Source organism: Candidatus Caldatribacterium saccharofermentans (assembly GCF_050267035.1).
Lineage (GTDB): Bacteria > Atribacterota > Atribacteria > Atribacterales > Caldatribacteriaceae > Caldatribacterium > Caldatribacterium saccharofermentans.
In genome coordinates this window covers 1929742-1945602 of the sequence record NZ_CP187957.1, presented here as the reverse complement: position 1 = coordinate 1945602, position 15861 = coordinate 1929742, and the positions used below count along the sequence as shown (strand labels likewise).

Annotated in this window: 12 protein-coding genes; 1 reads left to right on the top strand and 11 read right to left on the bottom strand. The window is 55.3% G+C overall.

Translation table 11 applies throughout. The features are described 5' to 3' along the window. Nucleotides 1–13 precede the first annotated feature (13 nt). The 9 genes from ACPT9Q_RS09945 to ACPT9Q_RS09905 are packed head-to-tail and all read right to left on the bottom strand — an operon-like array spanning nucleotide 14 to nucleotide 13243. Nucleotides 14–3508, bottom strand: coding sequence for a translocation/assembly module TamB domain-containing protein (locus ACPT9Q_RS09945; protein WP_427365740.1), 3495 nt, complete (start codon nucleotides 3506–3508; stop codon nucleotides 14–16). 23 nt (nucleotides 3509–3531) lie between these two features. After that, complete coding sequence (locus tag ACPT9Q_RS09940) at nucleotides 3532–5115, bottom strand: SpoIVB peptidase S55 domain-containing protein (RefSeq protein ID WP_427365739.1); 1584 nt, start codon at nucleotides 5113–5115, stop codon at nucleotides 3532–3534. A 3-nt stretch (nucleotides 5116–5118) separates the two neighbouring features. Next, the gene (locus ACPT9Q_RS09935) at nucleotides 5119–6135 is read right to left on the bottom strand and encodes a rod shape-determining protein (protein ID WP_427365738.1); all 1017 of its coding nucleotides are present in this window, start codon (nucleotides 6133–6135) and stop codon (nucleotides 5119–5121) included. 16 nt (nucleotides 6136–6151) lie between these two features. Next, nucleotides 6152–7441 (bottom strand): UDP-N-acetylglucosamine 1-carboxyvinyltransferase, encoded by a 1290-nt coding sequence (gene murA / locus ACPT9Q_RS09930; RefSeq protein WP_051040741.1) that lies wholly within the window; start codon nucleotides 7439–7441, stop codon nucleotides 6152–6154. 17 nt (nucleotides 7442–7458) lie between these two features. Then, on the bottom strand, nucleotides 7459–9603 hold the full coding sequence (locus tag ACPT9Q_RS09925; protein WP_427365737.1) for a DNA topoisomerase 3: 2145 nt from the start codon (nucleotides 9601–9603) through the stop codon (nucleotides 7459–7461). 13 nt (nucleotides 9604–9616) lie between these two features. Beyond that, nucleotides 9617–10459, bottom strand: coding sequence for an SDH family Clp fold serine proteinase (locus ACPT9Q_RS09920; RefSeq protein ID WP_017872294.1), 843 nt, complete (start codon nucleotides 10457–10459; stop codon nucleotides 9617–9619). Nucleotides 10460–10461: 2 nt separating this feature from the next. Next, a complete protein-coding gene (locus ACPT9Q_RS09915; protein ID WP_017872295.1) occupies nucleotides 10462–11070 on the bottom strand; it encodes a FumA C-terminus/TtdB family hydratase beta subunit in 609 nt (202 codons plus the stop codon). Beyond that, a complete protein-coding gene (locus tag ACPT9Q_RS09910; RefSeq protein ID WP_017872296.1) occupies nucleotides 11064–11906 on the bottom strand; it encodes a fumarate hydratase in 843 nt (280 codons plus the stop codon). The genes ACPT9Q_RS09915 and ACPT9Q_RS09910 overlap by 7 nt, the downstream gene beginning before the upstream one ends. Then, a complete protein-coding gene (locus ACPT9Q_RS09905) occupies nucleotides 11903–13243 on the bottom strand; it encodes an NAD(P)-dependent malic enzyme (protein WP_427365736.1) in 1341 nt (446 codons plus the stop codon). The genes ACPT9Q_RS09910 and ACPT9Q_RS09905 overlap by 4 nt, the downstream gene beginning before the upstream one ends. Nucleotides 13244–13339: 96 nt before the next feature. Between ACPT9Q_RS09905 and ACPT9Q_RS09900 the strand changes: the two genes are divergently transcribed. After that, on the top strand, nucleotides 13340–14554 hold the full coding sequence (locus tag ACPT9Q_RS09900; RefSeq protein ID WP_038304320.1) for a TIGR04013 family B12-binding domain/radical SAM domain-containing protein: 1215 nt from the start codon (nucleotides 13340–13342) through the stop codon (nucleotides 14552–14554). On the opposite strand, the gene ychF is transcribed toward ACPT9Q_RS09900, so the two are convergent. Both ychF and ACPT9Q_RS09890 read right to left on the bottom strand, forming a co-directional pair. Continuing rightward, nucleotides 14538–15635, bottom strand: coding sequence for a redox-regulated ATPase YchF (gene ychF, locus ACPT9Q_RS09895; RefSeq protein ID WP_017872299.1), 1098 nt, complete (start codon nucleotides 15633–15635; stop codon nucleotides 14538–14540). The two genes, ACPT9Q_RS09900 and ychF, sit on opposite strands and share 17 nt — an antisense overlap. 1 nt (nucleotide 15636) lies before the next feature. Further along, nucleotides 15637–15858 carry a DUF951 domain-containing protein gene (locus tag ACPT9Q_RS09890; RefSeq protein ID WP_427366761.1) on the bottom strand — a complete coding sequence of 74 codons (222 nt, stop codon included), beginning with the start codon at nucleotides 15856–15858 and terminating at the stop codon, nucleotides 15637–15639. Between the last annotated feature and the right edge of the window lie 3 nt (nucleotides 15859–15861).

Sequence of the window (15861 nt, the reverse complement as noted above, 5' to 3'; positions counted from 1 at the left end):
TCCCCCTTTCAAATCAGAACTTCGTGGAGAACTGAAGCATCCATTCCGTTTCACCGCTCTCGGTCCGCTCAAGCTTCAGGGACCATTCTTTTCCAAAGTCGATGTTCATCTCAATCGCCGACCCTCCATCGCTCAAGTTCTGAGTATACCCGAAAGCCACGTTCTTACCAAGCTTTTTCTCAAAAGTAATCCGGGAAAAACTCTCGGAATCGAAGGTTATTCCGTCAAAGAGCGGTCTAAGGCTTGGAGAGAAATCCTTCTCAAGCAGGAATCGAGCAATCTTCAGGAAGAACGGCGCAAGGTTCACCCGGTTGAGCGCAACATAGGCATCTTTGTCACCCAGAAACAGTAGGGATAGGATTTCCTCCCGCGAGAGGGGAGGCTCGGAAGAGAAGCCTACTGCGTAGCTATCAAGCGGTCCGGTGATGGACACGCTGAGATCATACCCTCTGAGGCTCTTTCGGCCTTCAAGGTAAAGCCTCGGAGTAAATCCGTCAAGTTCCGTGAACACGATGTATCCCTCAAGAGGGATGCTGCAGGCAATAAGGTCATACGTCCCCTGAAGGACATCCAGGCGTCCAGAGAGCACCAGACCTTCACCTTCCCGATGAACCAGCACGCTCCCGGAAAGCACAAGTTGCAAGAAATCCGTCTTTACCGTGAGAGTATCCTGAAAAGAAAGGCGGAGTTTCAAAGGAAAAGGCATTTTTGCCACTACCTGAGACAGGGAATCGAGACGCAAAGATCCTCCGGCCCTTCCTCCCCGCGTATCCAGGACGGCTTCCCGTACCACGAGATCCCCTTCAAGGGTGTACTGCCCCTCTTTTCCTGTCACCACAAGCTCACCATTCCACTGTCCTCGAAATATTCCTTCAAGCCCAGGGAAAGCCCCATTTCCCTGAACCGTCCCATGAAGGACGAGGCCCTCTTGGGAAACCTCACCCCTCACCACAAGCTCTCCCCCGAGGAATGTTCCCTTCCCCCCGGAAAACCGCCACTTCCCCCCTGCGAGATTCCCCTGAAGACCCCGCAGGGAAAGGTATTCTCTCCCACCAGCAAGAACCCGAAACCGCTGGAGTGTCACCGAGCCCTCCGCAACAGGCGACACGTAATCCCCAAAGAGGTGTAGCGTTCCCGATCCTCCAAGCTCAACCACAAATTCCTCAAAGGGGAAAGAAAGCTCCCCTCCAAAGGAACACTGAAGGTCCAGCGTCTTTGCCAGAGTATCCACGGTTCCCTTTCCGGAAAGGCGTATACCCTGGGAACCGGAAAACTCAAGCGTCTCAACTACAAAACGCCTGCCATCATACACCCCTTCTACCTTTCCCCGGAAATCTCCGTAAGGAGGGAAGGAGAGCGCAACCTCACCGGAACGGAAACGCCACAGGCGATTCCCAGGGTCGAGCACAAAAGAAAAATCCACAGGATCCACAGCCTTTGCGAGGAAGCTTCCTCCAAGAAGGGCGAGATTTGCTCTCTCCACTATAATAGTCCCCTCGCTGAGCGTCTCTGGGTTCAGGATGTCGGCAAAAGCAACTTGCCCTCCAAGGAATGAAGAAAGGGGAAGAACTCCGGCAAACTTCAGCACAACGCGCTCCCCCAGGGACTCGTTCAGGATTCGAAGGGACGACCCTTCTCCTTCAAACTTCCAGAAAACCCTCTCCCACGGCCCAGAAACAGCGAAACGGGCTCTGTGAATCGTCCCGCTGAGCCGAAAATCGTTGTCCGGAAGACGGAGGTTTTCGATTTCTCCAGAAAGGTCCACTTCCTGGTCAAGCACCATCCTCCCCCGAGTGTTGAAATACCCCCCATCCCACTGCAGAGTCAGACAGTCCAGGGTGATTTCCTTCCCCCTGATGGCGCCAGAGAGGGAAAGATCTCGACCCTGAAGATCCCCGAAAAACCACGAGGGCGATGAAAGACAAAGTCCAAGATAATGTTCCTTCCCCCACTCCAGGGTCACAGAGCCCCAGAGGGTGAACCTGGCCATCTTTCCCTTCCAGGAAACCTCAAGAGGATATCCTTCAAACTCTCCCTTCCCCCGAATACCCGAAGCGTCCCTTACCATATTGCCAGAGAGCTTCCCACTGCCCCGGGTCACAAGGATATTCCGGACCTCCACGCGCTCTCCCTCAAGCAGAACTTCCCCTCCCGCAATGCTACCAAGGTCCATGCCCTGCCAGGATAAAGACCCATCGGTGAGCTGGAGAACAATACGAAAATCCCCTGCTTCCCCCGTGCAGGAAAGGTTCCCTGAGAAAATTCCGGAAAGGGGAACGTCACTCTGCTCCAGAATGCCCTCAAGGGTGATCCCCTGCACCCTTCCTGAGGCCTGAATCACACCCGACTCATAGCTTCCAGAAAGCTCAAGATTTCCCCCAAACATGTGCCCGGATCCTGAAAACGTTACCCGTCCCCCATCCAGAGCAACCCGTGCGGACACCTCTTTAAGCTCCAGACGATCGACGAGGATTTCAGGGCTCGAGAACGCGATCTCCCCCTGCCACAGTTCCCCCTTTTTCTTCACCTCTCCCTGGATTCTGCCACTCCCTCGCACAGGAAAGAGGGTGCATTCCTCTTCAGGGGACACAAAGAAGTCGCGGAAATTGAGACGGAGACCATCATCTACCGAACCTTCGAGGCGACCTGAAAGACGAACACCCTGCCATACCGACTGGGGAGTAAACTCCAGGACGAAAGAAGAACTCCAGAGATCGGCGCGGAAACGGCCCAAAAGAGTGGAGGTTACGCTTTTCCCCTCGAAGTTCCCTTCAAAAGAAGTCTGGGTATTTCTCCCCTGAAGGGAAACGTCGATATCCTCCTCCAGAACACGCACTCTCCCCGAGAGCGTGGAAAGACCATCATCTCCCCAGAAGAGCTGGCCGGAAAAGAGGAGTTCTCCATAGTCCACTCTCAAAGGAGAAAGCTCCCACCCCCGGGCCTTTCGGGAGAGGATGCCTTCAAGGTGAACTCTCCGGGAACCTTCACCAAGTTCTCCTTCGAAACGACCCTCTGCAGGAACAAAGGACCCCCGAAAGGGCAGGGTACGGTACTTCCCCTCAAGAACCGCTTTTCCTTCCTCCACGGTCCCCCTCGCCTCAAGGTCGCCTGCGGCAATCCCAAAACGGAGTACAGTGCCACTTTTCTCCAGCCATCCATCCCAGGGAGGAAGATTCTGCCCGCTGAGGCGAGCCCTGCGAACCTCAACAAAGAGAGGAGGAAGAGACTCCAGAGCAGACCATGGCAAACCCGAGGAGAAAGTGAATTCGCCGTCCTCAATAACGACGGAAATCCCCCGGCTCCAGCTCAAACGGACCGAAACTTCCGGAGCTTGGAAAGCGAACTCCTCACCCGAGACCCGAACTCCCCGAAGGGAAAACCCCAGAAAAAGAGGAACAGTGCTCTCAACGCGAACAACGATGCGATGGGTTTCTTCGAGTTCCCGAAGGGCCTGCCGAAGGCCATACCTTCCCCCTTCCCACAGGAGAAAGGCGAAAAAAAACACCATACTACCCCAGAAAATTTTTCTCCTCAGTTTACCCATACCTTGCTCGAAGCATCTCCCTCAAGCACAAATGGAAGGAACACATGGGTCCTGGTATAGGTGGTCTTTTGGGGAACACTACCCTTGGCGAGGATCTCAAGGTCCACACCGTCGTTCCGAAGCTCGTCAAGCTTCTGATTGAGGTACTCCTGAAAATCTGCGGTAAATGTCCCCTCCCGAGGCTCCCCGCTACTTCCTCCTCTTCCCCGAACCACGATCTCCGCCTCACCCGGGGCAAAGTCAGAAGGCACAGTCACTTGGAGGGAAACATCCCGTATGCCCTGGCGATACAGGAACACCGTGACCTTCCCTGCGGCAATTTCGCCCCGCTTCACGATTCGGGGGAAATCGCAGGAGAGAATCCATCCCCGCTGGATTTCAGGAAATACCTCAACCTCAAGAGCAATGTTCTCCACGTTTACCGGCTGATAGGGATTTTTCAGGAATGCCTCAAGTATCCGGCGAAACGTGTTCGAGGTAAAAGTCGCGATATCCGGTTCGCTGACCCAGAAAAACTCATCCTCAAGGTTGAGATTTTCTCCCGTTATACGAAACTTTAGATCAACACTTCCTGGAGACTGGCGGTCGATGGTCCGATCAATGGCGTCAAGGAGAAGCTCAGGGAGGAAATCCACGAGAATGTCCTCTTCCTGAACCGCTGAGAAGTGAAAATCTCGTCTTCTTGTCCCCTCCTTCACCCCTATGGTGACCTCCGTTGTTTTCGGGAAAACTCCAAACCGTCCTGCTATACCGACGCTACGATCCTCTTCCACCACACCCACAATTTCGATGGGCGTTCCCACCTTGAAAGGGAATTCATCCCCTTTCAGACTGAAATTCACGTATACCAAGGAGAGAAAATACTGCGCCTTCCCCCGGTGGAGAAAGGGATGCCCGAGTGCCAGGAACCGGTCCCCATCCCGCAGGGTCAGAGTCCCGACACTCACAATTTCCGCGTCTCCGGTCACAAGCTGCACCCCTATGGCACTCCCGGGCTCAAGAGAAGCCGCCTGCTTCTCGGACTTCCCCGGAAAAAGGCGTGGAAAAGCAAGCACCTTTCTCAAAGCGTACGTTTCTCCAAGGCGCTCTCTCAAGCGAGACCATGCCCGATTGCCCATTCCAAAACAGAATACCACTGACGTCTCTTTCCCAAGGGGAGCAAGCACTTCCTCCTCTTTCCATATTTTGAGCATGGCCTCAATGGGCGTAACGACACCCACAAGGTGATCCTGCGTCTCGAAGCTGTGGGAGAGCGCTCCCGCAATCTTCCCCCGAATGTACACTGGGCTTCCGCTCATCCCGGCGAGGATACCCCCCAGACTACGAATTTTCTCGTCGGTGACGAGGACAACAAAGTAGCTGTCTGTGATGTCCTTCGTCTGTACAACATCGATGACCTCGAGGGAAAACTCCTGCACCTCTGTTCCGAGAAGAACTGTCTTTCCGATGGCCTTCATGCCCTTACGGATTGCCGAAAAAGGGAAGATGGAAATCTCTCCACTCCAGACCGGAAGAGCGTAGAGGACAAGGCCCAGAACCCAGAAAATCAAAAGGACTCTACGCCGCCACAAAAGCTATGCATTCCTCCCCTTGGTATAGAGAAAGCCGTTTCGGAGAAATTTCAGGTAATCGAGAACCTTTCCTGCCCCGAGAGCAACACAGGACACCGGATCCTCGGCAACGTACACAGGGGTTCCCAAAGCCTTCGCCAGCATCTCATCAATGCCCCGAAGGAGCGATCCTCCCCCGGTGAGGCAGATACCCTTTTCTCCAATATCAGCAGCAAGCTCAGGGGGCGTATGCTCAAGCACCATCCGTGCCGCCTCGACAATGTATGAGAGGGGTTCGGTGAGGCATTTGTAGACCTCTGAAGCGCTGAGGAGAATCTCTTTGGGAAGTCCCGAGACAAGGTCCCGCCCCTTGACGCGGATTACCTTATCCTCCGGAGGAGGTACAGCCCACCCAATCTCAATCTTAATCATCTCCGCGGTCTTCTCACCAATGAGGAGGTTGAACTTTTTCCTAAGGTGACGGATAATGGCCTCGTCCATTTTATCCCCTGCCACCCGCACAGATTGGCTGACCACAATCCCCCCCAGGGAGAGTACAGCAACGTCCGTGGTCCCTCCTCCAATATCAATCACCATACTCCCTGAGGAACCTGTGATGTCGAGGCCAGCCCCCAGAGCCGCTGCCATAGGCTCCTCAATGAGGTACGCCTTACGGGCCCCTGCGTGGTACGCTGCATCGAGCACTGCTCGCTTTTCAACCTCGGTACCTCCCGAGGGAACGCAAACCACGACATCAGGCTTGAAAAGGCTTCGCCCGCATACCCGCTGGATGAAGTAGGCCAGCATCTTCCGGGTAACCTCGTAATCGCTGATCACTCCATCGCGCAGGGGACGGTGGGCCACAATGTGTTCCGGGGTCTTTCCGATCATCTCCCAGGCTTCTTTCCCTACCGCAAGAATCTGATTGGAGTCTCTGGCAATGGCCACAACCGAAGGTTCGTTGAGTACAATTCCCCGCCCATGAAGGTAAATGAGTGTCGTCGCCGTGCCAAGGTCAATCCCCAACCGTTTATTCCACATACAGGATTCCTCCCGTTCACCCTCGCACTCGTTCGATAAACGCTCCCAGGGACTGGAGCTTCACCTCGAGGTCCTCATAGCCCCGGTCAATATGGTGAATCCCATTGACTTCGGTCACACCTTCTGCAGCAAGGCCTGCAAGAACAAGAGCCGCTCCTGCTCGAAGGTCCGTGGCCGTCACCCGGGCACCGGTGAGCTTCTCCACTCCCACCACTACCGCGCTCCGTCCCTCCACCTGGACCTTAGCTCCCATGCGTTCCAGTTCCCCAACATGGGCAAAGCGGCTCTCAAAAACCGTTTCGGTGATGACGCTCACCCCGTCAGCAAGGCACAGAAGGGACATGAACTGTGCCTGCATGTCCGTTGGAAAACCCGGATAGGGCATGGTCTTGATATTCGTGGGTCTGGGGCGTTCAGACATCGCCACCCGAACAGCGTCCTCACCAACCTTCTCAACCTGCGCACCAACTTCCTCAAGCTTCGTGAGAACAGACCTGAGAAGAGAGGTTTCCACACCGTGCACCGTAACGTCTCCCCGGGTGATAGCAGCAGCAACACAGAACGTTCCAGCCTCGATACGGTCGTTCATGATGGTGTACTCGCACCCCTGAAGGTCTTTTCTTCCCCTGATAACAATGGTATCCGTTCCCACTCCCTCAATGGAGGCTCCCATCAACGTGAGAAAACGGGCAAGATCCACCACCTCAGGTTCCCGGGCAGCATTGGCAATGATTGTCTCATCCTCAATGGTTGCCGCAAGCATCATCACGTTTTCTGTGGCTCCGACGCTTGGAAAATCAAAGTATACCTCGCCCCCACGGAGCTTCTGAGCCCATGTCTCGATATACCCGGAACGCATGGAAACGTCTACCCCAAGATGGGCAAATCCCTTAAGGTGCAGGTCGATGGGACGGGACCCAATGGCGCATCCTCCAGGAAGCGGAACTCGTGCTCTGCTCAGCCGGGAAATCAGGGGTCCAGTGACGAGAAACGACGCTCGCATTTTCCGGATGAGCTCATAAGGAGGCTCAAAGCGGGAAATGGTGGCCGGGGAAATGCGATAGGAATGTTTTCCTATGCGCTCAACGCCGGCCCCAAGGCTCTCGAGGACCATCACCATGGTACGAACGTCAAGGAGGTCCGGGACATTGTGAATAACAGAGGGAGTGCTGCTCAAAAGCGTTGCGGCAAGGATAGGCAGTGCTGCGTTCTTCGAACCTCCAACGGTTACACTCCCCCTGAGAGGCTGAGGACCGCGAATACGGAAGTACTCTCTCACTTCAGTCTGGTCTTTTTGCTCGTCCATACTCACGCTAATTATACTCAATCTCCCTCATCCCCGCCATCTCCTCTTTCAGCTCGTACCTTGGAGGGCGTATGAGGAAACGCAAATTCCACCTTGCCGTCTTCGGAAAGAACAAGCACTGCAGAGAACCTTTTCCCTTTCCGGGAACGGAAACCCGAAAGCCTGTCCGTTCGACCGCTTGCCAGGAGTTTCTGAACCTGCTGGCGGGAGATTTTCTTCCCCGAAATGGTCTTCCACACCGCGAAAGTACAGCCTTCCTTCCACCGGGAGCAACTGAAAGCGACTTTACTCTCATACACCGGGGCACCGCAAAGTGGGCAGGAACCCAGGGGGTACCTCGAGGCTATCATGCGGCTCTTTGCTTCTCGAACATCCTCCAGATTCTGGGCCTTGACCTTAGCGACAATTTCCCGGGTCAAATGCTTAATACCCTCCATGAAGAGTTCCCGGGTGAACTGTCCTTTCTGGATGAGATTGAGTTTCTTCTCCCACTCACCCGTAAGCTGAGGCGAGGCAAGTTCCGGAATGGGAATGCTTTCCACAAGACTTACAAGCTCCATGCCCTTGGGAGTGGGGATGAGGGTCTTTCCCTCCCGCTCCACATACCCGACTTCGATGAGACGTTCAATAATGGCGGCCCGAGTCGCTGGCGTTCCAATACCGCTTTCCTTCAGCACTTCCCGAAGCTCCTCGTCTTCAACAAAACGTCCAGCCCCCTCCATGGCTGCAAGAAGTGTGGCCTCGGTATACCTTGGAGGCGCCTTGGTCTCCTTTTCCTCACTCCAGGCCTCCACAACATCCACCTCTTCTCCTCGGGGAACAACGGGAAGGAACCCTTCCTCTTCCCTGGGATAGAGCACTCGCCACCCTGGCTCGGCGAGAACCCTGGTCTTGCTCAGGAAGACCTCTCCCTCCACTCTGGTCCTGATCGTCCGGTGCACCCAGACCGCCGGGGGGTAGAAAACCGCCAGGAAACGACGCACGATGAGGTCCAGAACCTTCCGCTCCCCTTCCTTCAACACTTCCCAGCGGATTTCCTCTCCCGTGGGGATGATGGCGTGGTGATCCGTGACCTTACTCCGGTCAAAAACACGCCGGTCTTTGAGGGCCTCCCGGAGCGGAAGATCTCTGGCAAACTCGGCAAACCCACACCGGGCAAGCATGGCGACGCTTTTCTCCACCTGGCTCAGAAGGTCCTCGGAAAGGTAACGAGAATCCGTCCGGGGATACGTGATAAGCTTGTAATGCTCATAGAGCCTCTGGGCAATATCCAGGGTTTTCTGAGCCGAATACCCGAAGAGCTTGTTGGCATCCCGCTGGAGTTCGGTGAGGTCGTACAGCAGGGGATGGGCTTCCTGGGTTTTATGCTCGGAGAATTCCTCAACCTTCCCCTGTTTCCCCAAAACCCTGGCTACAACCTTTTCCGCCTCGCCTCTGTCGAAAAGACGGTCGTCCTCGCCTCCCCGCCACTTCCCCACATACGTGAGGTCCCCATACCGGAAACGGGCAAAGACCTCAAAGTAGGGGGTGGGGCGGAAGTTCTGAATCTCCCGCTCCCGGTGGACCAGGATGGCCAGAGTCGGTGTCTGGACCCTTCCAACGGAAAGTAGAATCCTGTAGCGGCTTGTGAAAGCCCGGCTTCCATTGATACCCACAAGCCAGTCTCCTTCAGAGCGGCACTTGGCTGCCTGCGCGAGAAGCTCATATTCTGAGGCTGGCCTGAGCCGGGCAAAGGCTTCCCGAATCGCCTCTTTCGTCATCGAGGAGAGCCAGAGACGGAACACTGGTTTCTTCAGGCCGAGGAATTCGTAAATATAACGGAAAATCAGTTCCCCTTCCCGTCCCGCATCACAGGCATTCACCAGCGCATCGGTGTCCTCTCTCTCGGAGAGCATTTTGATAACCTCAAGGCGCTTTTCCGTTTTCTCAAGAGGCTTCAGCTTAAAAACCTCCGGGATAATGGGCAAAAGCTCAAGGTCCCACTTTCTGAAACGGTCGTCGTAGTCCTCAGGCTCGGCAAGACCAACGAGGTGTCCCACCGCCCAGGTGATAATGTACTCCGCATTCTCGAGGTACTCCTTGTGGTCTGTGAACTTCCCCAGCGCTCTGGCGATATCCTGTGCCACGCTGGGTTTTTCCGTAATGATGAGCTTCTTCCCCATATATGCACTCCCTTCACTCTTTGACTGCCGGTCGACGGTATGGCCGGTAAGGTAGAGGAACGTATTCAACCGTGGGGCGTTGCTGGGGCGGCTGCGGGTAAAGCTCCATAAGCTCGTAAATTTCCTCCGGAAGGCCCTCCTGCACCGGAAGGCCCAGATTCTTCGCTATCTCAGGAGTGATGGGGAAATCGTGAGTCCACCTTCCCTCAGAAAGCGTCTGGGCAAGTTCTCTTGCTCTCTCCTCAGGCATTTTGTCCCGCACGAGGTCGAAGACTACCTGGTACACCTGATGGATGGCTTTCCGGGCGATGTCGCCAAGAATAAGCGTTTCATCATCCCGATTCGGATTGGGTTCCTCCAGCGCCCGAAGAATCGACGCCGCAGGATACTGCCCACGGGCAGTGGTGATTTGGGGATCCACAGGACCCAGAACGGCGTTGGGATCCATGACGATTTCGTCTGCCGCAAGGGCAATAAGCGTTCCTCCAGACATGGCATAGTGCGGAACGAAAACCGTGACCTTCGCGGGATGCCGTTTGATAGCCCAGGCAATCTGTTCAGCCGCAAGCACTAGCCCCCCAGGGGTGTGGAGGATGAGGTCAATGGGCATGTCAGGAGGCGTCATACGGATAGCCCGAAGTACTCGCTCTGAGTCCTCAATGCTGATATAGCGGGCAATGGGAAGGCCCAAAAAGCTCACCGATTCCTGGCGGTGGATGAGCACGATGACCCGTGAGCGACGTTTTCTCTCAAATTCCCGTATCATGATGATACGTCGTTGCTCGAGAATTTTCTGCTGAAGTGCCGGAAAGTACACGCTGAGAAAAAGGATGAGAAAAAGGATTTCCCAAAACATATTCATTCCCCCTTATCCGAACTTTCCCAGTGATACAGAAGGATCCGCCGGTACCGGATTTTTCCCTCCTCAAAGAGGTCGCCGCCAAAGGCATCATAGGCCACCATGAGGGGAAAGTCCTTTACCAGAAGGCGAAACAGCGCCTGAGCTCCCAGGTCCTCGTAGGCCAGAACCTCCTGGGACACCACAAAGGTCGAAAGATAGGCACCGGCACCACCACAGGCGATGAAGTACACCGCCTTGTATTTTTCGAGGAGCTTCTTCACCTCTTCTCCCCGCTCACCTTTCCCAATAGTAGCCCGCAAACCCCGCTCAAGAAAGAATGCAAGATAGGGATCCATCCGTCGGCTCGTCGTTGGCCCGATGGACCCCACGGGCTCATGGGGTGGCGGTGGTGTGGGTCCGGCATAGTAGAGAACGGCTCCATGAACGGGAAAGGGGAGCTCCTTGCCCCGAGCAACCTCGCTGAGCATTCTCCGGTGAGTTGCATCCCGGGCGACGTAGAGTTCTCCACTCAAGAAAACCCGGTCGCCAACACGAAGCGCGAGAATGTCCTCAATACCCAGAGGAGTTTTCAGAATGAACTCTCGCCCTGCCATGTTCCTCACCATCTCAGGGTCTTTCTGCGGAAAACATGACAGCTGCACACCAGTCCCACAGGAAAGCTGGCGATATGGCAGGGATACGTCTCAATGCGAACCTCAAGACAAGTCACTCTTCCTCCCACTCCCTGGGGGCCGATACCCAGGCGATTAATGTCCTCACACCACCTTTTTTCCAGCTCCCGATACCGGGGGTCTGGATGCGAAGACCCCAGAGGACGGCTCAGAGCCCGAGAAGCCAGGAAGAGAGCATAAGCTCCGTTCCCACCAATACCCACACCCACCACAAGCGGTGGGCAGGCCAGGGCGGCTTTTCTGTCAAGCTCCCGCAGGATGAATCGTTCCACGTCATCAGGAGTACTCCCCGGCTCAAGCATCCCCAAAGTGGTGATGTTGTCGCATCCCCCTCCTTTTACCAGAAGGTCGATTTCGAGGTGATCCCCCTCCACCCATTCGAAGAAATACACTCCCGGAGTATTATCCTGGGTGTTTTTCCCAAAGAAAGGGTCGGCAATAATGGATTTTCGGAAATACCCCTCCCGGTAAGCCAGCCGGATAGCCTCATCAAGAGCCTGTCGCAGGCTTCCCCCGCGAACGCAAACCTCACTCCCCACCCGGATTTCAGCCATAACCATCCCCGTGTCCTGACAGAGAGGGAGCCTCCGTTCCTCGGCTACCACGTAGTTTTCAAGAATCTGGGTCAACATCTCTTTCCCCGCCTCGCTCTCCTCCGCAACCAGAGCGTCGAGCATCTTCTGGCGGAGTACAACATCGCTTCTCACGTTGATCTCCAAAAGGGCGTTTTTCACTTCTTCAATGATGTCGAAAACCCAGATTTCCTTCACGCTCCCTCACCCTCAGGGGGGAGAGGAATGGTCCCGTTCCGAACCCCCTCGGCCACCATCCTCCGGGCCCGGAGAATGAGACTCCGGGCTTCCTCTTCCACCTCTTCAGGACGGCGTGGCCTTCGGGCAAGACCCTGCTCCACCGCAACAGAAGCTACAGCCTTCGCCTCCTCCACGTAAACCTCCCAATCGTCCATAGTTGGAATGACGTACTCCTCGTGGAGACCTCGCCTCTTCGCAAAATGGTACAGCGCGAAAGCAGCAGCAAGGCACATTTCATCGGTAATCTTTCGGGCCTGGACACTCAGAACGCCCCGGAAAAGACCCGGAAAGCCAAGAGAGTTGTTGATTTGATTCGGGAAATCTGATCGCCCGGTAGCCACAACTCTCGCCCCATGCTCCTTGGCTTCCCAGGGCCAGATCTCCGGCACGGGATTTGCACAGGCGAAAACTATCGGATCTCTGTTCATTCGGGAAACCCACTCAGGTTCAATGACTCCAGGACCCGGACTTGAAAGCGCAATGAGCACATCTCGGCCCTCAATCGCTTCTTTTTTCCCCCCTCTGAGATTCTCTCCATTAGTCACAAGACAGAACTGCCACTTCCAGGGATTGCTCCTTGCGAGATCCTCCCGATCTCGATGGAGGATACCCTTTGTGTCACAGAGGACAATGTTCTCCCCCCGTACCCCTGCCTTCATGAGGAGTGAAGCAATACGGAGATTCGATGCTCCTGCTCCAATAAGAGCAACCCGGATATCCTCTCTTTTCTTCCCCACAACGTCCAAGGCCCCTAAAAGCCCCGCGAGCACCACCAGGGCCGTGCCCTGCTGGTCATCGTGCCACACCGGAATCTCCAGCTCCTCCTGAAGCCTCTCAAGAATAGAAAAGCACGCAGGCTGAGCAATGTCCTCAAGGTTCACCCCGCCAAAACTCGGTTCGAGCATCTTCACCACCTTTACCAGTTCCTCGGGGCTTGAAGCTCGCAGACACAGAGGAACGGCATCCACGCCTCCGAGGTAGCGGAAAAGGAGCGCCTTCCCTTCCATAACGGGTAGAGCAGCTTCAGGACCAATGTTCCCAAGACCGAGTACCCGCGAACCGTCGGAAACCACAGCCACGGTGTTCCAGCGGTTCGTATAGGCAAAGGAGAGACCAGGGTCTTGCTCAATGTGGCGACAGACCTCGGCCACTCCTGGAGTGTACCAGAGGGCGAAATCCTCGTAACTCCTTATCGGACACTTCAGGTGCGTTTCGATTTTCCCCCGGTAAAAGGCATGGAGACGAAGAGATTCTTCAAAGGGTCGCCGGAGTTCCCTCTCGCTCTTTCTTTCCACGAACACCCTGTCCTCCTTTGTTCTCCCGGTTCTCCCCATTGTATCACAACTTCAAAAAGCCTTTGCTTTTCTCTTCCCAGGATTTACAATAAAAGCGTGATAGGAAAAACACTACTCTTTCTCTACAGCCCCAAAAACAAGCTGAGTATCAATGCCCTTCTGGGAGCGCTGTCCTCTTCTCCTCTGTGGTCCAGAGTACGTGTGGTACTGTGCACCACCGAGGAAGAAATACTTGCCTTTGCTCTGCGTCAGTCTGGGGTGTCTCTTCTTGTTCTCTCCAGCATGACGCCCGAAAAGGACCGCCGTCAGCGTCTTCTGCAGGATTTCCTGCGCTATCCTGATGTCTTCACCTGCTGTGGCGGTCCCCATGCGACAGCCCTCCCCCAGGACTTTGCCCCCTGGAGCACTTTCCTCGTTCAGGGAGAAGGAGAAGTAGCCTTTCTCACCATTGTCCAGGCGTTCCTTGAGGGTACCCTCCCCTCCTCACCCCAGACCATGAGAGGTGAGAGGGTGCACCTTGATTGTTTCCCCTCGTTTCCATACCACCTGGGATTCCTGGGGCCAATCGAAATCAGCCGGGGATGCCCGTTCGGGTGCGCCTTCTGCCAGACACCCCTTATTTTTGGGCGAACCATGCGGCATCGAAGCCTTGAGTCCGTTCTCGAGCATGTTCGCGGTATGATGCGTCACCGCGAGAGAATCGATCTTCGCTTCGTAACCCCTAACGCCTTCGCCTACGGGTCCCCGGATGGGCGAAGGCCGAATATCAAAGCCCTGGAAAACCTTCTTGGAGGCCTTCGCAAACTCCTCGGCCGAAAAGGGAGAATGTTTTTCGGTTCCTTCCCGTCCGAAGTCCGTCCAGAGTTTGTCTCAGAAGAAACTCTACATCTTGTTCGCCAGTACGCAGACAACCGGAGCATCGTCATCGGGGCACAGTCAGGAAGCCAGAGACTTCTGAACCTCATGGGTCGGGGGCACACCCTTGAAGACGTTCTCTCAGCGTGCGAGACGAGCATTCGCCTGGGATTCCAGGTTTACGTGGATTTCATTTTCGGATGTCCCGAAGAGACCGAGGAAGACCTTCGCGCAACCGCGGAGTTCATTGAGAAGCTCGTCCGTCTTGGGGCTATTGTTCACGCCCACACCTTCCTGCCCCTTCCTGGAACTCCCTGGGGAGGAAAAACTGGCACCCCTATTCCTCGATGGATGAGGCAATTCCTGGGGAAACTCGCCCAGGAGGGGAAACTCAGAGGACAGTGGCAAACCCAGGAACGGATGGCCCGGGAATTCCGCCTCAGCGAGGGGAGGTGAACCGGAAATACACGATATCCCCATCCTGAATCTCGTATTCCCTCCCTTCAAGGCGGATACGTCCTTCCTGACGGGCCCGCTCGAAAGACCCACAGGCCACAAGGTCCTCAAAATGAATGACTTCGGCCTTGATGAATCCCCGTTCCATGTCCGTGTGGACCTTCCCAGCAGCCTGGGGAGCCCTGGTACCCCGGGGGAGCTCCCGTGCCCGGAGTTCTTTCTCACCGTACGTGTAGAAAGTGATAAGGCCGAGTAGTCGATACGCTTCCTCCACAAGACGGATAAATCCCGGACCAGGGATGCCAAATGCTGCGAAAAAGGCTTTCTGTTCTTCTTCTTCAAACTCGGAAAGCTCTGTCTCGAGTTTGGTCCAGACCGGGAGGAGTGGAAGCCCTTCCTCTTCGAAACGTTTTCGTACCTCTTCGAAAAGGCGACGAGAGGACTCCTCTTCATCGAGATTGGCCACATAAAGCAAGGGTTTGGCCGTGATCAGCTGATAGGGCTTCAAGATTTCCCACGCACCAGGCGGGAAATCCACCGCCCGCACAGGAATACCCTGAGAGAGCGCTACAAAGCACTGTTCCAGAATCTCTTTCTCTTCTCTCAGGCGCTCATCCTTCGTTTTCCGCAAAAGTTCCCGAAGCTTCTCAAGGCGTCGTTCCACAACCTCGAGATCTGCAAGAAGGAGTTCCGTATCCACGATATCCCGGTCTCGAAGCGGGTTGATATCCCCTGCGACATGGGGAATGCTCCTGTCTTGGAAGAAACGGAGCACCTCGACCACAGCATCCACTGCCCGTATATGACTGAGGAACTGGTTCCCCAGTCCTTCTCCTTTGCTTGCTCCCTCCACAAGCCCTGCCACGTCAACGAATTCTATGGTTGCCGGAACAACCTGGGGCGGATGGAGAAGACGAGCCAGTATCTCGAGCCGCCTGTCAGGGACCGCCACCACACCCCGGTTAGGGGAGACGGTGGAAAAGGGATGTCCTGCAACTTCTGCATGACCCCCCGTGAGGAGGTTGAAGAGCGTCGTTTTCCCCGAGTTCGGGAGCCCAACAATCCCAACCTGAAGCCCCATCTCACACCTCAATGATGCACTCTTTTGGCTTGAGACAGCGGCCCTGGCGGTAAATTTCCCTGATTTTCCCCTCGAGTTTCCTCCGGGGAATCATCACAAAGCGCCCGCAACCCAGGCACTTTATACCAATATCCACCCCAAGGCGCACAATGCGCCACTTTTGGCTTCCACAGGGATGGGTCTTCTTCAGGGTCACGATGTCATCAATCTCAAGGTGCAACACACC